The organism is Corynebacterium sp. HMSC28B08 (genome assembly GCF_001806865.1).
Lineage (GTDB): Bacteria > Actinomycetota > Actinomycetes > Mycobacteriales > Mycobacteriaceae > Corynebacterium > Corynebacterium auriscanis.
Genome location: NZ_KV786171.1, coordinates 1 through 21,607 on the forward strand (window position 1 = coordinate 1; position 21,607 = coordinate 21,607).

A 21,607-nucleotide genomic window follows, 5' to 3' on the forward strand; every position below is an offset into this window, starting at 1 on the left:
AGGGTGCCCACCGCGGTTGCGGTGGGCACCCTCCCTTTGTGCGTGCTAGCCTGCGCTCAACCGATCAAGTCTGCGGCGCTGCCGAAGCGTATCATGCCTCCCAATGAGGCGGGGTTTATCCGCCTACAGGGGACGAGAGGGCGGGGCATGTGACCGAGATGGTGCTTACTGCTGATCGCGGGGGATATCCAGATCGGGGTCGTATGGCTCAGCCGAAACGATCGTGACCTTGACGGTATCGCCGTTTGGAGTCTGGTACTCGCGGGATTCGCCCACCTTTGCACCAACGATGGCCGCGCCCAGCGGGGCGTCGGTGGAGTAGGTCTCCAAATCGGGGTTAGAGGACTCAAGGCCGCGGGTACCGATCAGGAAGGTCTCCTTATCGTCCTCGTCATCGTCATAGTAGACGTGGATGACGGAGCCGACCAGGGCCACACCGGACTCCTGCGGGGCCTCGCCGATGGTGGCGTTGTCCAGCAGCTCTTCCAGGTAAGCAATGCGGGCTTCTTCCTGACCCTGTTGCTCACGAGCAGCGTGGTACCCACCGTTTTCCTTGAGATCACCCTCTTCGCGGCGCTCGTTGATCTCAGCTGCCAGAACCGGACGGTTCTCCTTCAAGGCCGTGAGTTCAGCGTTCAGGCGGTCGTAAGATTCTTGGGTAAGCCAGTTCGTCTGGTTATCAGCCATGGTATGTGCCTTCCTAGTGTTCGAGGGCTATGTGCGTGGGCGCTATTGCGTTGATCGAAGGTATCGCCACGATCATGTGCACAGTGAGGTTATGTCTAATACGGGTCTAAAGGTAGCAGGGTAATGCATGCTCCTGCATCCACGGTGTACCCACAACGGCTCTATACGGTGTTACCGTCAACATACGCTGCGGTTGGTCATGATCAATCACCGTGGCCTGCCGTCAACATACGCTGCGGTTGGTCATGATCAAACGCTGTAGCTCGCTAGGGGCAAATCGCAGTGGTGGCCCCGCGGTGAAACGTCGCACCGCCAACCGTAGAAAATTCTCGCGCTAAAGCTTCGGAGGTTAACGCTCAACCCGCAGTGAGACGTCGCAACGCCAACCGCAGAAAATGCCCGTGCCCTTTAGCCCTGCAGGTGCGTGGGGATGGTCGAGGAACAACCGTAGACGGTCGCTGCGTAGGCTTCCTTGCGGGTATTGATTTCTACCTGCCAACGCGTAACTTCCGCTCCGCCAGCGGGGATCAAGAACTCCCGGCGGCCAACCTCGTTTTTGTCGTAGTCCAGTGCGGTCACAATGCAGTATGCCGGTTTCGAGGCATCAGAGCGGGTGACGTCCACGCTCATGCTGAGTTGTTCCGGAGAGACAACCTTGCCACCCGATTCCACCGCCGTGACATCCGCCGAGGTGGTATTGAGGAATTGCGAGACAATGTAAATCGCTGCAGCAACGAGAATCGCCAGCAACACTACGACCATCAAGCGACCGGCAAATTTGTTGGAGCGTTCGTTGCCGTAGCGCTCGTCCATCTTTTTCGCCTGACTTTGGCGGTAACGGGCGGCCTTGGGGACAGCGGAGTTCGAGCGCTCGCGAGGGTCTGGGGAATTCACTGCATCCATGATGGATCCATCGTAACCCACGGGGAATGCTTCCTACGTTCTACCGGCAGCCTGTCGGTCGTTTCAGATTGTTCCCGGCAGCAGAGTAAGTTTGTAACGGTATAACGATCGGATTGGAGAATTGTGAATACCTACCGTTTGCTGGCTATTCATGCGCACCCCGATGACGAATCGAGCAAGGGTGCAGCCACCATGGCCCGTTACATTGATGAGGGCCATCGCGTGAAGGTGCTCACCTGCACGGGCGGCGAACGCGGCGACATCCTCAATCCATCGATGGAGCCGGTCGAAGATATCGTCCCCGTCCGTAAAGAAGAGATGGCAAAAGCCGCCGGCATCCTCGGCGTGGAACACGAATGGTTGGGATACGTCGATTCGGGCCTGCCCGAAGGTGACCCGCCGCCACCATTGCCGGATGGTTGCTTTGCGCTCGAGGACACTGACGAGGTTACCCAGCGCGTGGTGAAAGTTGTGCGCGATTTCCGCCCCCACGTCATCATCACCTACGACGAAAACGGAGGATACCCACACCCGGATCACATCAAGGTACACGCGGTATCCATGCGTGCATGGGAAGCCGCCGCCGATGCCAGTTATCACCCAGAACTCGGTGAACCCTGGGAGATCAAAAAACTCTACTACACCCACGGTTTCATTCGGCAGCGTTTTGAACTTCTGGCCGACGCCCTCGCGCACCGCGGAGTCGAACTCCCCGGGTCGGTCGTGCAGTTCTTAAGCTTTACGAAGAGGTTTCCAGACATCTTGAACCGCGTAACCACTCGGGTGAATGTCGGTGATTGGTTTGAACGGCGGGATGATGCCCTTCGTGCTCATGCGACCCAAGTTGATCCGCAAGGCCAGTTCTTCATCGGCGATCCTGATATCCAACGCGAAATCTGGCCGACGGAAGAGTTTGAGCTCGCCGAAACCCGCGTTCACACCGAACTACCCGAAGATGATTTGTTTGCCGGCCTAGCCAGCGACGACAATGCTTAAGTAGCAAGCACCGCCTACTACCAACCCCGATGTTTTCGCTGTAAGGAATGATTGCACCCCATGAACACCCTCACCCTCAGCGCACTGCCACTAGTGGATGCGCCATCTGCCGTGCCTGCGTCCATCAACTTCGGCACCAACCAGACCGGTAGTTTTGCTTCAATGGAGGGCATCCAAACGTGGGTTGTTGCCCAAGCCGAAAAATCGGGCCCAATGGGAGCAGAATTTGGCAAAGCAGCACCTGTAGGGCTGTTTGTTATCGTCGCGCTTTTGCTGGTCGTACTCCTGCTGGGGTTCGCTATGAACAAGCGAATCCGTCGCATGGAGCGCCGCCGGGCTTTTGCCGATAAGCACGGCATCGACCTGTTCGATACCGAAACCTTGGAGCGACGGATGAAGGAGGAAGGGTTCGACGAAACCGCTGGGCGCTCCGCAATGTTCGCCCGCACTGAGGTGCCCGTCACTGATGAGCGTTTCGAACCCTCATCTGGCACCCTCACCGGCCCCGCTGCCATCGATGCGGAACGGCATGCCCGACCTCACCGCGATGGGGACAGCTCAACTGAGCGTGGGGATAATGCAACTGATCTCGGGGGTACCCCCGAAGATCGTCGGTGACACGGCGGTCTCAACAGGCAAGTAAGCCCCTAATGGGATTGCGTCCCAAATACCGTGGAGAAGCACAGTAAGATCGGTGCCGTGAAAAAGATCCCGCGATTGCTGTACCCAGCTTATGAAGCGCAACTCGCCCGCGAGTTGCGCGATAAGCCGCAGCCTCAACACGTCGCCATCATGGCTGACGGCAATCGCAGGTGGGCCCGGGAAAACGGTTTCACTGACGTATCCCACGGCCACCGCGTGGGTGCACAGAAGATAGCCGAGCTCTGTTCGTGGTGCGATGAGCTAGGCATTCCGAACGTCACGGTCTATCTACTGTCCACCGAAAACCTCAAGCGCAGCGAAGAAGAACTGTCGTTACTTTGCGATATCATAGGTGAAGTCTCCGAAGAACTCGCCGGTCACGAGTCCGATTTTCGTTTGCGCTGCGTAGGCCAGCTCGACTTGTTACCCGAAGCACTGCGGACTCGCCTGCAAAAAAACCAAGAACTCACCAAGGATCACACCGGCGTACGCGTAAACATTGCGGTGGGCTACGGGGGCAGGCAGGAGATTGTCGACGCCGTGCAGCAGCTGGTACGGCAACTGGCTGGGCGCGGGGTTCCAGCTGAAGACATTGCTTCCCAGATCACCGCAGAGGCGCTGGGGGAGCACATGTATACCTCGGATCAACCGGATCCGGACTTGGTGATCCGCACGTCTGGGGAACAGCGGCTGTCCGGCTTTTTGCTGTGGCAGTCGGCCTATTCGGAGATCTGGTTTACGGATACTTATTGGCCTGCATTCCGCAGAGTCGATTTTTTGCGTGCCCTTCGCGAATACTCCCAGCGTCACCGCCGCTTCGGCTTGTGACGGCATGGCGCGGGGTGGCGTCGGGATAAAAAGGCGCTGTGGGCCCACTAGGTGGAAGCATGCGTGCGACGGGTAGGGCGGGGGACAGGAATAGGAAGAAAAAGCCCGCACTGTGGGCCCACTATGCGGAAGCATGCGTGCGACGGGTAGGGGCGGGGGACAGGAAAAGGAAGGAAAAGCCCGCGCTGTGGGTCCACCCCGCAGAACAGCTTTACTAAATCTTGCGCATGCGCACCTTTTGCACCGAGTGATCGGCACCCTTGCGTAGCACTAGAGAGGCGCGCACGCGGGTGGGCAGTACATTTTCCATGAGGTTGGGAAGGTTCACAGTCTGCCAGATCTCACGAGCAATGACGGTGGCTTCCTCGTCCGTGAGCTCCGCGAAGTGGTGGAAGTGGGCGCGCGGGTCCTTGAACGCGGTGTTCTTCAGTCGCAAGAAGCGATCGATGTACCAGTCCTCGACGTCCTCGCGCCGGGCATCGACGTAGACAGAAAAATCGAAGAGGTCCGAAACCATCAGGGTAGGCCCTGTCTGCAGTACGTTAAGGCCTTCCAAAATGAGGATGTCAGGGGCATCTACGGTGATGTATTCTCCCGAGATGCGGTCGTAAGCCTCGTGCGAATACACGGGGGCCTTCACATTACGGGTGCCGGACTTCACCCGTGTGACAAAATCCAACAGAGCTGCTTGATCGTAGGATTCTGGGAAACCCTTGCGGTGCAAAATCCGGCGTCTTTCAAGCTCGGCAGTGGGTAGGAGGAAACCATCGGTGGTGACGAGATCCACGTTTGGTGAAGATTCCCAACGCTGCAACAGAACCTGAAGCACACGGGCAGTAGTTGATTTGCCGACTGCCACGGAGCCAGAGACGCCGATGATGTACGGAATGGGTGGAACGGGTTCCCCCAAGAAGGTCTCCGTGACCTGGTTGAGCCGGCGGTGGGCCTGTACACGCAGATTGATGAGACGCGACAACGGCAGGTAGACCTCGGAGACTTCTTCGAGGTCGATCTCATCGCCGATGCCGCGAAGCTGCTCCAGTTCATCCTCGGTAAGGACTTGGGGCATGGACTTGCGCAGTTTTCGCCACTGCTCGCGGTCCAGCTCAATGTAGGGGCTGGGGGAACTCATAGGACACATTGTGCACGGTCGGGGGCTAATTCTGAAATGAATGTTAAGCCTGGTGGAATGGTGGCGCATGATGTGCAGAGGCAAGGGTGAAGGGGAGGGGGCGATGCGGGTGCAAAACGCCGGTGTTATAGCAGACCAGCTAAACTGAACTAGTCGCAAAAAGCATCAATTGAAAGGCTCTTCAGACACATGACTTCTCCGTCCAATTCCGCCGCGGGCAATAACGCCCGTCAGCACAATACTCCGCTGGCTGAGCTCGATCCCGAGGTTGCACAGGCGCTCGCTGGTGAATTGGGGCGCCAGCGTGGCACCCTGGAGATGATTGCCAGCGAAAACTTCGTGCCACGTGCGGTGTTGCAGGCACAAGGATCCGTGCTGACGAACAAGTACGCGGAAGGCTACCCCGGCCGCCGTTACTACGGTGGCTGTGAGCACGTGGATGTTGTCGAGGACCTAGCGCGTGACCGTGCGAAGGCCGTCTTTGGTGCAGAGTTTGTCAACGTTCAGCCCCACGCTGGTGCGCAGGCCAACGCTGCGGTTCTTATGGCCCTGGCGAACCCTGGTGACAAGATCATGGGTCTGTCCCTAGCTCACGGTGGGCACCTGACCCACGGTATGCACTTGAACTTCTCCGGCAAGCTCTACGAGGTTGCTGCATACGAGGTTGATCCAGAGACCATGCGCTTGGACATGGACAAGATCCGCGAGCAGGCCTTGGCGGAGAAGCCACAGGTTCTGATCGCCGGTTGGTCCGCCTACCCGCGCCACCAGGACTTCGCAGCCTTCAAGTCCATCGCGGATGAAGTTGGGGCGAAGTTGTGGGTTGATATGGCCCACTTCGCTGGTTTGGTTGCCGCCGAGTTGCACCCATCGCCGGTTCCACACGCAGATGTGGTTTCCACCACCGTGCACAAGACGCTGGGCGGACCGCGTTCGGGCATGATTTTGGCGAAGCAGGAGTGGGCTAAGAAGCTGAACTCCGCAGTGTTCCCTGGCCAGCAGGGCGGTCCACTCATGCACGCTGTGGCCGCGAAGGCAGTGGCTATGAAGGTGGCGCAGACCGAGGAGTTCCGCGATCGTCAGGCCCGCACCCTGGAAGGCGCCAAGATCTTGGCCGAGCGGTTGACTGCCCAGGATGCCAAGGATGCAGGTGTGCAGGTTCTCACCGGTGGCACGGATGTGCACTTGGTTCTGGCTGATCTGCGCAATTCCGAACTGGATGGTCAGCAGGCGGAGGATCTGCTGCACGAGGTTGGCATCACGGTCAACCGCAACGCCGTGCCTTTCGACCCACGCCCACCGATGGTCACTTCCGGTTTGCGAATCGGCTCTTCAGCGCTAGCTTCGCGCGGTCTGGATGCGGCAGCGTTTACCGAGGTAGCCGACATCATCGGTACCGCTCTTTCCGCTGGAAAAAGCGCCGATACCGCGGCTCTGCGACAGCGCGTGGAGAAGGTCGCAGCTGACTTCCCACTGTACGAAGGTCTCGAGGATTGGAAGCTGGTTTAGCTTCCGCGTTCCGGTGTGAGCGCCCAGCCGTGTCTGGTTGGGCTGGTAGCGTGTGATGCATGACAAACTCGCTCGTCCAGGTGCGCACGGAAGACGGTGTGCGCACCATCACCATTAATCGTCCGGAAGCGTACAACAGTCTCAATCAGGGGCTGCGCCTTGCGCTTAAGGACGCGTTCGCTGAGGCCGCTCGCGATGCCGGCGCACCCCGGGCTGGGGAAGATACCGAGTCGCCAGCTGTGCGCGCCGTCGTTGTGCGCGCTGAGGGGAAATCCTTCTGCACTGGGCAGGACCTCAAGGAACAACTGGAACACATGAAGACCGGTGCGGGCATGGGCAAAGTGGTTGAGGAATACAACCCGATGATGGCCGCACTGCTCTCCATCCCGGTACCAGTGATCGCCGAGATCGCAGGCCCAGCCGCTGGCGCTGGCTGGGCGATCGCCATGGCCTGCGATCTGCGTTACATGTCCACGCAGGCCTCCTTCAAAGCTGCTTTCACCGGCGTGGGCTTAGCTGCGGATTCGGGGTTATCGGAATCCCTGGTGCAACGCTTGGGCCGCTCCAAGGCCCTCGAAGTGCTACTTCTTGACGAAAAAATCGACGCGCCGCGGGCACAGAGCTTGGACCTCGTCACCGGGGTGGTTGAGCCCCAAGATTTGCGCGAGACGGTGGCCAGCGTGGCGTCGAAATTCGCAAAGGGCCCGACCGCCGCCTACAAGGAGATGAAGGGGCTGGTGACCCGCGCCGACCTGGTTGAAAATGCCGCGGCGGCTGAAGCCGACGCGCAGGCGCGACTGGCCAAGACCGCAGACCACCTAGAGGCCATCACCGCGTTCGTCGAAAAGCGCCCCGCTGACTACCGCGGAATCTAAAGGGAGGGCGCGGTGCTACTGGGAATTGCTGGTGGCTTGGCCATCGGGCTTCTCATGGGACTACTCGGCGGTGGCGGGGCCATTTTGGCCATCCCACTGTTCGTGTACGGCCTGCGCATGGAGCACACACAGGCTGTGGTGGCCTCCCTCGCCGTTGTGGCGGTGGGGGCCGTTGTCGGTGGGGCGACTCACCTGCGGCAGGGGCACGTACTGGTCCCACGCGGTGTCGCTTTTGGTGTGCTGGGCATTATTGGCTCGGTGGCTGCAACCTCCGTGGCGCATCGCGTTTCCGGTACCCACTTTATGCTGTATTTCGCGGCGTTGTTGGTGCTTGTCGCCGTTCTGATGTTGCGGGGTGTCTGGAGCTCTGGACAAGGGTCTACCGACGCCACGCCACGCACTACAACAGCCACCTCTGGGGCTGGCGCCGTTGCCACGGTAGTGAGTAGCCAGGCGTATTCCTACAGATCAGGGTGGATACCCGACCGGCCGGTGTTGTTTGCCAGCGCGGCCGTCGCCGTGGGATTTCTGACGGGGTTCTTTGGTGTGGGCGGTGGTTTCCTCATTGTGCCCGCGTTGACGATGGCCTTGGCTCTGCCAATGCAAAAGGCGGTGGGGACATCCCTGTTGGTGATTTTCATTAACACGGTGGTCGCCCTGGTGCTTCGGGGCGACCAGATTCTGCTTGTGGACATCCCGACAGTCGCCCCGGTGATGGCGATGGTGATCGTGGGGGTTTTGTCCGGTGCGGCGTTCTCCTCAAAAGTGCCCGCAAGTGCGCTGCGAGCGGCCTTTGGGGTGTTCTTAATCAGCATTGCGGCGTACGTGGCGGTGGTGGAGGCGTAGAGGGGCCGGGGTGTTAGGGTCCTGCAGTCACTGTCGCCACTTAAGACGGTCGGGGGGGCTGTGCGGACTGGAGATTCTCTAAGCCAGGCTGAGAAACATTTTTTCCAGCTTGGCTGGGTCCATGTCAGGATTATCGGATGCCAAGCATTCCTGTAGGCCAGTGGCGACGATGTTAAAACCCGCGCGGTCGATCGCTTTAGATGCGGCCGCGAGTTGAGTAACGATGTCTTGGCAATCGCGTTCTTCTTCTATCATGCGAATGACGGCATCTAGTTGGCCTCGTGCCCGCTTGAGGCGGTTGAGTGCGGGAGTGAGGGTTTCAGGATCGAGTTTCATGCGGATGACATCCTTCCTCGATGGTCGGTGCGTGAAAAATAGTCTATCTACCGATCAATCGGCAGGCTGAGCGTTTCGTGCTTGTACTCGAGCGAATATACCCTGCAGGGTAAAATAAGTGAAGAAAAAGAAGAACGCCCCCAACCTGAATCAACAGGTGAGGGGCGTGGGGGAGGGAGACTACTGGTCGCCCTTGGCCAGACGGCGAGAGATGATCTCAATCATGATTTCGTTCGGGCCACCGTAGATTGGCTGGACGCGGGAGTCCAGGTAGTGGGTAGCGATTGGGTACTCCATCATAAAGCCGTAACCACCATGCATCTGCAGGGCCTTATTAACGACCTCAATCTGTAGCTCGGTGGTGTGGTACTTGGCCATGGCACCGGTAACCTCGTCGAGCTTGCCCTCGACCTTTTCCATGATGGCTGCATCCACGAAGGACTGTGCGGCCTGGATAGCGGTAGCCATCTTAGCCAGCTCCCATCGGTATGCCTGGTGGTCAACCAGACGGTTGCCGAAGGTCTTGCGGTCCTGGGAGTGCTTGTAAACCAAGTCGAACGCACGGCGGGAGGTAGCGATGGAACCGACGGCGATGGACAGGCGCTCCTGAGCCAGGTTGGTGCGCAGGTAGCCGAAAGCAGCGCCCTCTTCGCCCAGCAGATTCTCCTTCGGAATGCGAACGTCCTCGAAGGACAGCTCGGCGGTGTCCTGAGACTTCAAGCCGACCTTCTTCAGAGGGCCGGTCTTGGTGTAGCCCTCCATGCCATCTTCGATGATCAGCATGGAAACGCCAGCGCGACCTGCTTCTGGGTTGGTGACGGCGACAACGAGGGTGAAGTCAGCCTGAACGCCATTGGAGATGAAGGTCTTAGAGCCGTTGAGGATGTAGTCGCCGTTTTCGTCCTTGCGTGCGAAAGAACGGATGCCAGCGAGGTCAGCGCCTGCGCCAGGCTCGGTCATTGCCAGAGCGGCGATCTTGTCGCCAGCGCACAGTGGCTTGAGGAAGCGCTCCTTCTGGTCATCGTTGCCGAAGCGGGTGAGGTATGGGATTACCAGGTCGTTGATGGTCTGGATGCCCACGATGACGGAGCCGGAGTCTGCATTTGCGAGCTCCTCAGACAGGATCGCGTTAAACCGGTAATCGTCGCCCATTCCGCCGCCGCCGAACTCTTCCGGGGCCATAACGCCCAGGAGGCCCTGCTGGCCGGCCTTCTTGTAGAGATCGCGGTCGCAGTAGCCTTGGTCGTGCCAACGCGCAACGTTCGGGCGAACCTCTGCCTCGACGAATGCGCGGCAGGCCTCGCGGAACATGTTGTGCTCTTCTTCGAAGATGGTACGTGGCAGGTAGTTCTTCATTGCTTCCTCCGAGAGGTGATAGTCAAACGTGCGCAAGAGTTTTATTTTGCACACGGTAACGGTGTGGGCCAGATACGAACGTTACTTAAAGTGTGACGTGCGTCTCTGATTGCTTATAAACATAGTAACGCCTTTAAAAAGCAATGTCAGATACGCGTTGCATCATTTAGGGGGTAAGTGGGGGTAGGGTGCTAATTAAAAAACAAAAATGTTGCGAAAATATTGACATCTGAACTGAGGGTTGGCTAACCTGACGTTGTGTCACAGGCTAGTCACCTGAGGCGCACTGCAGTTGTGGATTCCTATCCATTCATTCGAGTAGCTTGCCAGCGGGCTTCTTCTCCTCGTTGAAGAGCGCACTCGTGTGCCGATTGTCGTTAGAATTACCTCCTCATGCGCGGCAGTCGGAGCCAAGGGAACTTGGCGGCGCGTGGATAGATCGAAAAGGAACTCAGTTCGCACGGGGTTGCCGGCAGACTCGTCACCTGTCGGAAACCATGACAAACCAGCACGATGTCATCGCACCGCGATGCGAAGGTGGTGGAGGTCAGTGTGTAACCGGGTGGTTCTGAGGCTCGTCACCTTGAGGACCAGAGGCGGGGTATCAGCAACAATCGTTGTCGATACCCCGCCTCTTTCGTTTTCCTGTTTAGCTCTCCTGCTTGGAGCCCTCGCCACGTTCTTCTCTCTGCTGGGCCAAGCTCAGCCGAGCTTGCCGCAACCAGTCGGGCTGGTCCTCCAGCATCGCCTTGATCTCCGTCGTGGTGAGCGGCTTGTCCATCTGATTGTTCTTCAGAGCCGTGATAGTGATGCCCAAACGGCGAGCAACTTCCGGGCGAGGATGCGGCCCTTCTCGGCGCAGTTCCTGCAGCCATTCCGGCGGGTTAATTTGGTAGCTGACGAAATCCTCGTGGGAAAGAGGAGAATTCTGGAATTCCTCCGGGGCGGCCGGCAGGTAGATACCCAGTTTTTTAGCCGCGGTCATGGGCTTCATGGGTGGTCCGGACTTCTTTGAGCGCGATGCTGCTGAGGCGCCCTCGGTCTGTGGGGTAGCGGAATTTCCGCTTTCTGCGTTAGTCACACCCCCACTTTATGATGTTGACCATGCCTCAACAATTCTTGCGCGTTGTCTATAGTCCCGGGGTGCAGCCCGATAAGTGGTTCAACCGGTATGACGAGCGCATTCCCAGCTGGAAGATCGCATCGGCGCAGGCGGATGACCCACTCAAATACGTCCAGGCGGGCGCAGCCGATGTTGCCATTGTGCGGTTGCCGTGTGGGGAACAAGGGGGCGTCGGTGGAAAAGAGAGTGACCTGCACGAAGTGCGATTGTACGACGAACAGCTAGGAGTTGCGGCGCCGAAGGATCACCCGTTGAAGGTCGTGGAGAGTGCGACGTTGGTGGATGTCGAGGATGAGATAATTAATGCAGAACCTGACGCGGCGGGTCGGGTCGATCTGGCGAAGGTCCGCGAAGGATTGCTGGTGGTGGCGGCCAATGTGGGCGTGGTCATTGCGCCGCGCCCCCTTCTGCGGGCGATTAACCAGCCAGGGGTTGTGCATCGGGATCTTTTCGACGCCCCTCGCGTAGGCGGGACACGCGTTGCGTTGGTGTGGAGGAAAGACAGGGACGCCGATGAGGTGCAGGATTTTGTAGGGATTTGCCGGGGGAGAAAAGCGGGTAGTTCACGCCAGGTGGGTGCGAAGGGAGAGCGTAAAAGGAAAGGTTGAGCGCGGAAAACGGGTGGCTACTACCTCAGGGAACGTTGGTTAAGAGTTGATAACAATATAGATTGAGACCCCATCGGGCCCTGAGAATTCGGTAGGAATGGTGACGGTTCAACAAAAGACGACGAAAGAAGAGGTTTAATCATGAACGTACGTCGTAAGTTTGCCGCAATTGCTGCTGGATCTGCACTGCTGCTCGGCGCAGCTGCCTGTTCCGATGACGCGCAGAATGATGCGAAGAACAAGGCCAATGAGGCCACCAGCGCTGCTGGTGATGCTGCTGGTTCTGCTACGTCCGCAGCTGGTTCCGCAATGGAGTCCGCTACGTCCGAGTCCGATAAGGATGACAAGGACGACGACGCCATGACTGGCGCAAAGAAGACCGATGCCGACGATGCCGATGACAAGAATGGCGATGCGGACGACATGGACGGATCCGACGACGAGAAGGATCTGCCCGCTGAGATCAAGACCGCTTGGGATAACGCAGGTGGTAAGGCAGGTGCCTTCGGAATGCTGAAGGACGTGGACGAGGACGATAACAACGTCCTAGCTACGTTTGAAAAGGGTTGGATGACCTACTCCAAGGACACTGGTGCTGTGCCATTGAAGGGCAAGATCGGTGAGACCTGGGCGAAGGAAGGTGGCCTGGACAACAAACTGGGGCTGCCAACCGCACCTGAGAAGGGCGATGCTGCTTCTGGCTGGACCCAGTCCTTCCAAAATGGTGTGCTGAAGTGGGCTAAGGATGCCTCTGGCACGTTCACTGCAACAACGATGAATCGCTAAGTCGATTCCCCGTCGCATGTAAAAGTCTCACCTTTAAGTGAGACTTGATTCCCCCGACTGCGGGGAGGGAAAGCCCTCCTCATGGTCGGGTTTCCTGCGTCTCAGGGGAGTTAACTAGTTATTCATCTTTCACACATGTAATTTCCACTGGCGCCTTCTAGCTTCGGGTAGTGGACAGGTTGGGTCGCCACAACGCGACCAACACCCCGACTAGATCCCGTTAAGAGGAGTTTTGCCTCCATGACACTGCCAGCCAACACCACCGTCCACACACCAGTAGCTTCGGCTTCACAAGCAGCAGAGCAGGGGGTGAAGACTTATGTTCTGGATACGTCCGTGTTGCTTTCTGATCCATGGGCGCTACTGAAGTTCGCAGAACACCGGATTATCCTGCCGGTTGTGGTGATCAGTGAATTGGAAGGAAAACGTCATCACCCCGAGCTGGGATGGTTTGCACGCCAATCCCTAGGGTTGTTGGAAGACTTTCGTCACTCCACCGGGCGCTTGGATATTCCGACCACAGTGAATGACGAAGGTGGAACCGTGCACGTGGAGCTCAACCACATCGACCAGTCGGTCCTGCCCAGCGGTCTGCGTGGCGAGGACAATGATCACCGCATTCTGGCATGTGCCCTCAACCTGCGCGCAGAGGGTCACGACGTCACGCTGGTGACGAAGGACGTTCCGCTGCGAGTGAAAGCGGGCGCGGTGGGATTGGATGCCGACGAATACCATGCTCAAGACGTGGTCCTCACAGGTTACAAGGGCATGGCCCGCGCAGAAGTCCCGTCTCACCTCATTGATGAGCTGTACGAAACAGCGGAGGTCGAACTCACGGGTGCGCTTACCGTCGACGGGGAAGAAGTTGACGAGTTACCCATCCACTGCGGCTTGCAACTAACTGCGGGCAGCCAATCCGCACTGGCCCGCACGACCGGTGATGGTTGGGCGCGTCAAGTGCCGGCTGACCTGGAGGTCTTCGGCATTCGCGGTCGCAGTGCTCAACAACGCATTGCCCTTGATCTATTGCTCGACGAAGAGGTCGGCATTGTATCGCTCGGCGGTTCGGCAGGTACGGGTAAGTCTGCACTCGCCCTATGCGCGGGTCTGGAAGCGGTGATGGAACGCGGTACGCATCGCAAAATCGTTGTATTCCGGCCACTGTATGCCGTGGGTGGGCAAGACTTGGGATACCTGCCCGGCAGCGAATCAGACAAAATGAACCCATGGGCGCAGGCGGTGTACGACACTCTCGAGGGAGTGGTCAGCGAAAATGTGCTCGAGGAAATCGACGCGCGCGGGATGCTGGAAGTCCTGCCACTTACTCACATCCGTGGCCGGAGCTTGAACGACAGTTTTGTCATCGTTGATGAAGCACAATCCCTCGAGCGCAACGTGTTGTTGACCGTGCTATCCCGCCTAGGCCGGAATTCTCGCGTGGTTCTGACCCACGATGTGGCGCAGCGGGACAACCTTCGCGTGGGTAGGCACGACGGCATTCAGGCGGTGATCGAGAAGCTCAAAGGCAACCCACTGTTCGCACATATCACCCTCACGCGCTCCGAACGATCCCGGGTCGCGGAATTGGTAACCGACTTGTTGGAAAATGGCTAGCCAAAGATGGGCAGGCTGACGGGCAGCGGGGCGTCGGTTAAAAAGTGACCTCGGGTGCACTCACACCGGCGCCAAGTGGCGGTGCCCACCACCCATAGGGCACAATTTTTGGCATGACATCCGCTCAGGACAGATCATTTGATATTCGGCCGATGACGGAGCGCGACTATCCGCAGGTCCGCGACATTCTCCAGGCTGGAATGGATACCGGTCAGGCGACTTTTGAAGGAGAGGCGCCCGACTGGTTGGGTTTTTCACACCATCGCATCATGGATTTGGCGTTCGTGGCTGTGGACGGAGACAAAGTCCTCGGTTGGATCACCGCCACGCCCGCGAGTCATCGCGAAGTATTTCGCGGTGTTATCGAGGATTCGATCTACGTTTCCGCCGATGCCAAGGGGCGCGGAGTGGCCGGCAGCTTGCTGGATCACTTGATTAGCGACGCCGCAACGCAAGGCTACTGGGCTATGCACTCCAGCATCTTCCCCGAGAACGAATCCTCCGTGAAGCTCCACGAATCGCGTGGTTTTCAGAAAGTCGGAATCCTGCACTCCATGGCGCAGATGACGTACGGCCCGAAGAAGGGCAAGTGGCGCCACAACCTGATTATGGAGAAGGTGCTGGAAAAGGGGCCGGCGTGGGGACAGTACAAGGAGGAAGAAGCCGCGGGTGAGTTGCCGTAGCGAAGCAGCGACCAGAGCGCCGTGAGGAGCACGGCCTCACACGACAAGAGAACAAGGCCAGCGCGACGAGCTGTTCGAGCTAGAAACAGTCGTCCCCGCTGGCCTTCAATGTTGACCGGTGCTAGGTCTAGTGAATGGTCTCCTTGAGGTTGTCCTGACGGACGAACACCATGATGAGCGCGGCCAACAAAACGATGGGGGTTAAGCTGGCGAGGATTGGTGCCAGTGCATCGTTGTAGCTGGTTACAATCACTTCCGCTAACGGCGCGGGCAGCTGGTGTACATGCCCTGGGGTGAGGTTCGACAACCCACCCTGGGCGAACTTCTGAGCGGCCTGAGAACCCGCCGCGCCCATGTCTTGGATCGCGTTGGGCATACGCTCGGTAATGAAATTGCCCACGCGGTGCGTAAACAAACTACCAATAATGGCCGCGCCCAGTGTGCCACCGATCTGGCGGAAGAAGTTATTGGATGCGGTCGCCACGCCCACGACAGCGATGGGGAAGGTATTCTGCACAATCAACACCAGCAGTTGCATCACGAAGCCCAGCCCGATACCCATAATGGCCAGAACAATCCCCAGCTTCACTAGGGAATCGTGGGCCTTCAACGTGCCCATGCCAGCCAGCGCGATGGATACGATCACTAGGCCGATGATGGGGTAGGCCTTATAGCGGCCGGTGGCCGAAACGCGGCGGCCGATCACCGTGGATGTCAGGATCATTCCCGCCATCATCGGGATCATCATCAAACCAGCTGCGGTGGGGGACATGTTGTGCACCATCTGGATGTATGTAGGCAGGTAGGCCAATGTACCGAACATAGCCACACCCACAATCAATCCCGCAGACGTGGCCAAAACGAAGTTGCGCGCGCGGAAAAGCCCCATCGGAATCAGCGGGTCTTCAGCGCGACGCTCAATGAGTACGAATGCCGCTCCGAAAATCACCGTGGACGCGATCAGCGCTAGGATAAGCGGCGACCCCCAAGGGTGTTCGCGCCCACCCCAGGTGACGAACAGGATCAGGGACGCAGTGGCGATAGTCAACGTGATTGTGCCAGGCCAGTCCAGGTTCGCCCCGGCCCCGCGCCGCGGGATGCGCAGGACGGTAATCACCATGACCAGGGCGAATAGACCCAACGGAAGGTTGAACCATAGGGCCCACCGCCATCCTGGACCATCGGTGAAGAAGCCACCTAGCAATGGTCCCAGCACTGATGATAGACCGAAGACCGCGCCCATCACGCCCATGTATTTCCCGCGCTCACGGGCGGGGATCACATCGGCGATGATTGCCTGTGCACCGATCATCAGTCCACCAGCACCCAAGCCTTGGATGCCACGAGCCACAATCATCATGCCCATGTTCTGCGCCAGCGCACCGATGGTGGAGCCGATGAGGAACAAAATGATTGCTGTGATGTACAACGGTTTGCGACCGATCTGATCACCTAGTTTGCCGTTGATAGGCATTGCGATAGTCATCGTGACCATAAAAATGGTGATAACCCAGCTCATCTGGTCCGCACCGCCCAGTTCGCCCACGAGGGTGGGCAGCGCGGTAGAGAAAATCATCTGCCCCAGCGAACTCATCAGCATGCCCAGCATCAGGCACGCGAAAACGAGGGGCACATTGTTGTTTGTCGATTCTGCCCCGCCGGCTGGTGATTGGCTGGGGTGATTCTGCTGGTCTGGCGTGGTTAGCTTCGTGGACACAGCACCTCCTTGGGGGTGGTTGGTGGTTGTTGGTTTTTTATTGTCGACGCCCCGCTGTTGCTCCGCGCCGGTCATCATCTGGTTTCACGTTTTCTGCGATGTTGTGGTGCAAGGAGCTCAGTGCACGCGAGGTGGCGTACGCCCGCTGGGGGTTAACTACGGGTGTTTTTTCTTGGGCGTTCAGCGTGGACGAGGCCCACAGGGTGGAGATAGCGCTGGCTACGATGAGGAACGCTTCCTCGGCTGCGGTGAAGGCTTCGCTGAAACGGCGCTGTTCGGGGAATTTCTGCAGATGCTGGGTGATCGCAACGCCCAGTCTTTGACGGAGGTCCTGAAACCGCGACAGTTTGGCAAGCGCCAATTCAGAGTTGCGTTCCAGGATCAACCCACGGCGGCGGGCAACTTCCTCTGCCAGTTGGGCGTCCAGAACCGTGCCGTCGCAATCGCGGAACTGCTCTGCGCGCCGGGTTAGGAACAGTCCAAACAGTCGGCTTTCCAGCGGCTGACCCGAACCGTCTTCGGCGGGGGGAGTGTTTTCGAGTTTGTCTAGGTCGTCCTGTGTCAGGGGTGGTGGGGCCACCCCCAGGGCAACGTGGTCTTTGGAATCAAAGTAATTGAAAAATGTGCGGCGGCTTATGTCCGCCGCGGAGCAGATATCTTCCAAGGTTACGGAGGTGTAGGAGCGTTCGAGGAACAGGCGAGTGGCCTCATCCTCGATCCGCAACCGGGTGAGCCTTCGTTTACGTTCGCGTAGACCCATCTGTGCGCAGGGGTCAACGTCTTGCGTCTCAGCGTTTTTGCCGGCTGCGTTGCCTTCGGCATCCTCACATAAATCTTCGGAAGAATCTTGCACGGGATATAAAGTTACACCCAGTGCAAACTTTTGCCAAATGGTGCATAAGGTACTGATAGAAGCGGGGGTGCGGAACGTGGCGTCGATAAAAAAGACCCCTACCCCGAAGAGGGGCAGAGGCCAAAGGAGACATAGGTGGCACTACAAAGGTGCTACCGTGTCGAGGTTATTACTTGTCACGGTCGGTGTTGGCCATAGCCAGCACGTCCAGGCGCTTGTCCAGTTCTTCCTCGGTCAGCTTGTCGCCGTCCACGAAGCCCAAGTCGATGACCGTCTGGCGGATGGTCTTGCCCTCCTTCAGTGCGGTCTTGGCGACCTTGGCTGCATTCTCGTAACCAATCGCGGAGTTCAGTGGGGTCACGATGGAAGGGGAGGACTCAGCCTGGGTGCGCATGTGCTCCGCGTTTGGCTCGATGCCGTCGACCAGCTTCTCCGCGAACACGCGGGCGGTGTTAGCCAGCAGCTTGGAGCTCTCTAACACGTTGCGAGCCATCATTGGGATGAACACGTTGAGCTCGAAAGCGCCCTGGGCGCCACCGAAGGCGACCGCTGCATCGTTGCCGATGACCTGCGCGGCCACCTGCGTTGCGGTCTCGCACAGCACGGGGTTGACCTTGCCTGGCATGATCGAAGAACCTGGCTGCAGGTCTGGCAGGTGGATCTCTGCCAAACCGGTCAGTGGGCCGGAGCCCATCCAGCGGATATCGTTAGCGATCTTGTTCAGGGAGACGGCGATGGTACGCATTGCGCCGGAGAACTCCACCAGGCCATCGCGGTTTGCCTGAGCCTCGAAGTGGTTAACACATTCGCGCAGCTCACTAACACCGGTGAGCTTGACGAGCTCTGCCGTGACCTTCTCACCGAAGTCCGCTGGGGTGTTCAGGCCAGTGCCCACTGCGGTGCCGCCGATTGGCAGCTCACCCAAGCGGGGCAGAGTAGCCTCAATGCGCTCGATGCCGGCCTCGATCTGACGGGCGTAGCCGGAAAACTCCTGGCCCAAGGTCACTGGAACAGCGTCCATGAGGTGGGTACGACCGGACTTGACGATGGTCTCCCACTCCTTGGCCTTGGTGCTGAGGGACTTGTGCAGAACCTTCAGGCCTGGGATGAGGTCCTTGACGGCAGCCTCGGTAGCCGCCACGTGGGTAGCGGTTGGGAAGGTGTCGTTAGAGGACTGGCCCATGTTGACGTGGTCGTTAGGGTGAACCTCCACACCGTTGCTCTTCGCAATGGAGGCGATGACCTCATTGGTGTTCATGTTGGAGGACGTACCGGAACCGGTCTGGAACACGTCGATGGGGAATTCCGCATCGTGCTTGCCGTCGGCGATTTCCTTAGCAGCGGTAATAATGGCGTTGCCCTGCTCGCTGTCCAGCAGGCCACGATCCATGTTCACCTGCGCACATGCGGCCTTCAGGAGGCCCATTGCGCGGATCTGCGCGGACTCAAGAGGGCGGTCGGAAATGGGGAAGTTTTCTACAGCACGCTGGGTCTGTGCGCGCCACAGGGCCTTGGCAGGCACCTTGACCTCACCCATCGTGTCGTGTTCAATGCGAAACTCTTGTTCAGTCATCTGTTGTCCTTTCGGTTGGGGGAATGGTTCTACGTTCTTTTGTTTTAACGAATCCGTTGGGGGATTCGACGCCCCTCGCCACTTTCGGCATCGAGGCGTACCTAGAACCCAGCTTAGCCATGAACGTGGGCCCATGGCCGAGAATGGTTGGGGCCGAAACTATCGGTAGTTGCCGGACCGGAAACTAGCTGTAGCGGCAGGGCCTGACAATAGAGCGTGGGCCGGAAACGAACTGCGGCGGCGGGGCCTGACGACAGGGCGTGGACCGGAAACGAACTGTGGCGGCGGGGCCTGACAGCAGGGCGTGGGCCGGAAACTAGCTGTGGCGGCGGGGCCTGACAACAGGGCACGTTCAGTTTTTTTGGGGGGTTAGTTGCCGGGGGTGTAATCCAGAACGGAGTATTCCTGCAGCTTGGCCAACTGGTGAACCGACTCGATGTGGCGGACGGTCCCAGACTTGGAGCGCATGACCAAGGAGCGGGTGGTGGCCGAGTTCTTGTGGTAGGACACACCACGAACCATGTCACCGTTGGTCACGCCAGTTGCGACAAAGTAGCAGTGGTCGGAGTTGACCAGATCGTCGGTGGTGAGAACGCGGTTGAGGTCGTGGCCGGCATTCAGGGCGCGCTGACGTTCGGCGTCGTCCTTTGGCCAGAGCTTGCCCTGGATTTCACCGCCCATGCACTTCATAGCTGCGGCTGCGATCACACCTTCTGGGGTGCCACCGATGCCCATCATGATGTCCACGGAGTTGACCCCGTTGTCCTGGGCTGCTGCCACGGCTCCTGCCACATCTCCATCTCCAATGAGGCGAACCTTGGCACCTGCTTCACGAATCTCGCGAATTAGGTCAGCGTGGCGAGGGCGGTCTAGAACCACGCAAGTGATGTCTCCCGGAACCGTGCCTTTCGCCTTGGCGACCTGATCGATGTTGTGCTTGACGGGTGCTTCAATGTCGATGAGCCCGGCAGCTTCAGGACCCACGGCGATTTTCTCCATGTAGAAGACGGCGGATGGGTCGTACATGCTGCCCCGTTCAGCGGCGGCGATCACTGCGATCGCATTGGGGCGCCCCTCTGCCATGAGGGTGGTGCCGTCGACAGGGTCCACGGCGATGTCAACAGCTGAGCCACGACCGGTTCCCACCTTTTCGCCGTTGTAGAGCATGGGGGCTTCGTCTTTTTCGCCCTCACCGATGACAACCACGCCGTCCATTTCGACGGAGTTGATCATCATGCGCATGGCATCCACGGCAGCACCATCGCCAGACTCCTTTTGACCCCGGCCAACCCACTTTCCGGAAGCCAGCGCCGCAGCTTCCGTCACGCGCACCAGTTCCATCGCAAGATTTCGATCTGGCGCGTCGGGGTTAGGCGAGACTGCTGGGTCGACCTCGGGGATCATATTGATCAACTCTTTTCCTGTTGAAAGTGGGTTGTTTAGTTCATTCTCATTGTTCCATCTGACGGGTCTGAGGTGTGGAAGGCGCTACCTAAAATTGGGGGCAGGGCGGTGACGGTGCGATAATGGGCGCCGTGCAGATTCAAAAGCCCCGCGTTTTCCAATCCACCAAGGACATGATCTTGTCGCTTGGGGTGCTTCTTTTGGCCACGTTCTTGACCGTGGGTTTTACAGGACTGTGTTCATACAACCCGGGCGGTCCGGATAAAACCGGTCCAGTGCAAGAAATCGATGCAAAAACCGCGCTGACCATGGATGCCCGTAGTTTGAGTGTTCCCATTCGCTACCCGGAGATGCCCGATAACTGGGTACCGAATTCCGCGCGACGCACCTCTGTCGGTCAGGAGCCATCCAGCCTGGTCGGGTGGGTTATTGATGGGGAGAAATACATCTCGCTTACCCAGACCAAAGCTGATATGAAAACGGTAATGAAGCCGAAGGATGACCCCCGCGAGGAAACCGAGAAGAAGCAGATTAGCGGTGTGGAGTGGACTGTGTTGCGCGGAGAGGATGCGCGGCCATTGTGGGTGGCAGATCGTGGCGATGTTCGCTGGATGATTGAGTACATGGGGCAGGACGCTGACGCGCAGCAGCTCGCGGAGCAGTTAGTGAAGACGGACCCGATCAAGAAGTAGGAACCCTCCCACTACCGCGCCAATACCGCTCTGGCCTAGACGTAGAAAACCCCGCCGATACCGCTCTGGCCTAGACGTAGAAAACCGCGCCGATACCGCTCTGGCCTAGACGTAGAAACCCGCGCCGATACCGCTCTGGCCTAGACGTAGAAAACCGCGCCGATACCGCTCTGGCCTAGAAGTAAAAACCCCGCCCATTAAGAAACGGAACACGACGCCGGTGTTTTCGCGGTGAGGGACAAATGTGCAGCAGAAGTCCGACAAAAACGCGTTTTTTGTGAGAGTTCTGCTGCACATTGTGTGGGCGAGTGCGTGGGCGGCGGGTGCTGCGCCGGGATATGACTGGTGGGTGTTGCGCCGGGAAATGGGCGGTGGGCTCTTCGGAGTTCCTGGTGCCGGTGTTTTCGCGGTGAGGGACAAATGTGCAGCAGAAGTCCGACAAAA

Annotated in this window: 22 protein-coding genes; 12 read left to right on the forward strand and 10 right to left on the reverse strand. The window is 58.6% G+C overall.

Annotated elements, in window-relative coordinates:
• Nucleotides 1-165: 165 nt before the first annotated feature.
• Nucleotides 166-687: a transcription elongation factor GreA gene (gene greA, locus HMPREF3098_RS07895; protein WP_070434693.1), complete on the reverse strand. Its 522-nt coding sequence runs from the start codon at nt 685-687 to the stop codon at nt 166-168.
• A 408-nt stretch (nt 688-1,095) separates the two neighbouring features.
• Nucleotides 1,096-1,611: a DUF4307 domain-containing protein gene (locus HMPREF3098_RS07900; protein ID WP_246815895.1), complete on the reverse strand. Its 516-nt coding sequence runs from the start codon at nt 1,609-1,611 to the stop codon at nt 1,096-1,098.
• Between the two features lie 102 nt (nt 1,612-1,713).
• Between HMPREF3098_RS07900 and mca the strand changes: the two genes are divergently transcribed.
• The 3 genes from mca (at nt 1,714) to HMPREF3098_RS07915 (ending at nt 4,056) form a co-directional block, all read left to right on the forward strand.
• Nucleotides 1,714-2,586, forward strand: coding sequence for a mycothiol conjugate amidase Mca (gene mca / locus HMPREF3098_RS07905; protein WP_070434694.1), 873 nt, complete (start codon nt 1,714-1,716; stop codon nt 2,584-2,586).
• A gap of 60 nt (nt 2,587-2,646) precedes the next feature.
• Nucleotides 2,647-3,204: a hypothetical protein gene (locus HMPREF3098_RS07910; protein WP_246815896.1), complete on the forward strand. Its 558-nt coding sequence runs from the start codon at nt 2,647-2,649 to the stop codon at nt 3,202-3,204.
• A gap of 81 nt (nt 3,205-3,285) precedes the next feature.
• Nucleotides 3,286-4,056, forward strand: a complete 771-nt coding sequence (locus HMPREF3098_RS07915; protein ID WP_070434709.1) for an isoprenyl transferase — start codon at nt 3,286-3,288, stop codon at nt 4,054-4,056.
• A gap of 214 nt (nt 4,057-4,270) precedes the next feature.
• On the opposite strand, the gene coaA is transcribed toward HMPREF3098_RS07915, so the two are convergent.
• Nucleotides 4,271-5,197: a type I pantothenate kinase gene (coaA, locus tag HMPREF3098_RS07920; RefSeq protein ID WP_070434695.1), complete on the reverse strand. Its 927-nt coding sequence runs from the start codon at nt 5,195-5,197 to the stop codon at nt 4,271-4,273.
• Between the two features lie 180 nt (nt 5,198-5,377).
• Between coaA and glyA the strand changes: the two genes are divergently transcribed.
• Genes glyA through HMPREF3098_RS07935 form a run of 3 tightly spaced genes read left to right on the forward strand, consistent with a single transcriptional unit; the run spans nt 5,378 to nt 8,418 of the window.
• Nucleotides 5,378-6,697: a serine hydroxymethyltransferase gene (glyA, locus tag HMPREF3098_RS07925; protein WP_070434696.1), complete on the forward strand. Its 1,320-nt coding sequence runs from the start codon at nt 5,378-5,380 to the stop codon at nt 6,695-6,697.
• Between the two features lie 59 nt (nt 6,698-6,756).
• On the forward strand, nt 6,757-7,572 hold the full coding sequence (locus HMPREF3098_RS07930; RefSeq protein WP_070434697.1) for an enoyl-CoA hydratase-related protein: 816 nt from the start codon (nt 6,757-6,759) through the stop codon (nt 7,570-7,572).
• Nucleotides 7,573-7,584: 12 nt separating this feature from the next.
• The gene (locus HMPREF3098_RS07935) at nt 7,585-8,418 is read left to right on the forward strand and encodes a sulfite exporter TauE/SafE family protein (RefSeq protein ID WP_070434698.1); all 834 of its coding nucleotides are present in this window, start codon (nt 7,585-7,587) and stop codon (nt 8,416-8,418) included.
• A 78-nt stretch (nt 8,419-8,496) separates the two neighbouring features.
• On the opposite strand, the gene HMPREF3098_RS07940 is transcribed toward HMPREF3098_RS07935, so the two are convergent.
• From HMPREF3098_RS07940 to HMPREF3098_RS07950, 3 genes are all read right to left on the reverse strand, one after another.
• On the reverse strand, nt 8,497-8,754 hold the full coding sequence (locus tag HMPREF3098_RS07940; protein ID WP_035116191.1) for a metal-sensitive transcriptional regulator: 258 nt from the start codon (nt 8,752-8,754) through the stop codon (nt 8,497-8,499).
• 180 nt (nt 8,755-8,934) lie between these two features.
• Nucleotides 8,935-10,110 (reverse strand): acyl-CoA dehydrogenase family protein, encoded by a 1,176-nt coding sequence (locus HMPREF3098_RS07945; RefSeq protein WP_070434699.1) that lies wholly within the window; start codon nt 10,108-10,110, stop codon nt 8,935-8,937.
• Between the two features lie 649 nt (nt 10,111-10,759).
• Complete coding sequence (locus HMPREF3098_RS07950; RefSeq protein WP_070434700.1) at nt 10,760-11,104, reverse strand: DUF5997 family protein; 345 nt, start codon at nt 11,102-11,104, stop codon at nt 10,760-10,762.
• A gap of 110 nt (nt 11,105-11,214) precedes the next feature.
• Here HMPREF3098_RS07950 and HMPREF3098_RS07955 point away from each other — a divergent pair, with 110 nt between their 5' ends.
• The 4 genes from HMPREF3098_RS07955 to HMPREF3098_RS07970 all read left to right on the forward strand — a co-directional run bounded on the left by HMPREF3098_RS07955 (nt 11,215) and on the right by HMPREF3098_RS07970 (nt 14,924).
• A complete protein-coding gene (locus HMPREF3098_RS07955; protein ID WP_246815897.1) occupies nt 11,215-11,841 on the forward strand; it encodes a LysR family transcriptional regulator substrate-binding protein in 627 nt (208 codons plus the stop codon).
• Nucleotides 11,842-11,982: 141 nt separating this feature from the next.
• Nucleotides 11,983-12,627 carry an LGFP repeat-containing protein gene (locus HMPREF3098_RS07960; protein WP_070434701.1) on the forward strand — a complete coding sequence of 215 codons (645 nt, stop codon included), beginning with the start codon at nt 11,983-11,985 and terminating at the stop codon, nt 12,625-12,627.
• Between the two features lie 240 nt (nt 12,628-12,867).
• The gene (locus HMPREF3098_RS07965; protein ID WP_070434702.1) at nt 12,868-14,241 is read left to right on the forward strand and encodes a PhoH family protein; all 1,374 of its coding nucleotides are present in this window, start codon (nt 12,868-12,870) and stop codon (nt 14,239-14,241) included.
• A 113-nt stretch (nt 14,242-14,354) separates the two neighbouring features.
• Entirely contained in the window at nt 14,355-14,924 is a 570-nt protein-coding gene (locus HMPREF3098_RS07970) for a GNAT family N-acetyltransferase (protein WP_070434703.1), read from the forward strand.
• A gap of 127 nt (nt 14,925-15,051) precedes the next feature.
• Here the strand turns inward: HMPREF3098_RS07970 and HMPREF3098_RS07975 are convergent, their stop codons facing one another.
• The 4 genes from HMPREF3098_RS07975 to glpX form a co-directional block, all read right to left on the reverse strand.
• On the reverse strand, nt 15,052-16,716 hold the full coding sequence (locus HMPREF3098_RS07975) for an MDR family MFS transporter (RefSeq protein WP_083284346.1): 1,665 nt from the start codon (nt 16,714-16,716) through the stop codon (nt 15,052-15,054).
• Nucleotides 16,679-17,494 (reverse strand): TetR/AcrR family transcriptional regulator, encoded by an 816-nt coding sequence (locus HMPREF3098_RS07980; protein WP_070434704.1) that lies wholly within the window; start codon nt 17,492-17,494, stop codon nt 16,679-16,681. Before HMPREF3098_RS07980 ends, HMPREF3098_RS07975 begins: the two co-directional genes overlap by 38 nt.
• 169 nt (nt 17,495-17,663) lie before the next feature.
• On the reverse strand, nt 17,664-19,067 hold the full coding sequence (locus HMPREF3098_RS07985) for a class II fumarate hydratase (RefSeq protein WP_070434705.1): 1,404 nt from the start codon (nt 19,065-19,067) through the stop codon (nt 17,664-17,666).
• Nucleotides 19,068-19,436: 369 nt separating this feature from the next.
• On the reverse strand, nt 19,437-20,471 hold the full coding sequence (glpX, locus tag HMPREF3098_RS07990; protein WP_070434706.1) for a class II fructose-bisphosphatase: 1,035 nt from the start codon (nt 20,469-20,471) through the stop codon (nt 19,437-19,439).
• Between the two features lie 122 nt (nt 20,472-20,593).
• Between glpX and HMPREF3098_RS07995 the strand changes: the two genes are divergently transcribed.
• Both HMPREF3098_RS07995 and HMPREF3098_RS11700 read left to right on the forward strand, forming a co-directional pair.
• Entirely contained in the window at nt 20,594-21,163 is a 570-nt protein-coding gene (locus HMPREF3098_RS07995) for a DUF4245 domain-containing protein (protein ID WP_070434707.1), read from the forward strand.
• A gap of 244 nt (nt 21,164-21,407) precedes the next feature.
• A partial coding sequence (locus HMPREF3098_RS11700) for a hypothetical protein (protein WP_210385960.1) occupies nt 21,408-21,607 on the forward strand: 200 nt, incomplete at its 3' end.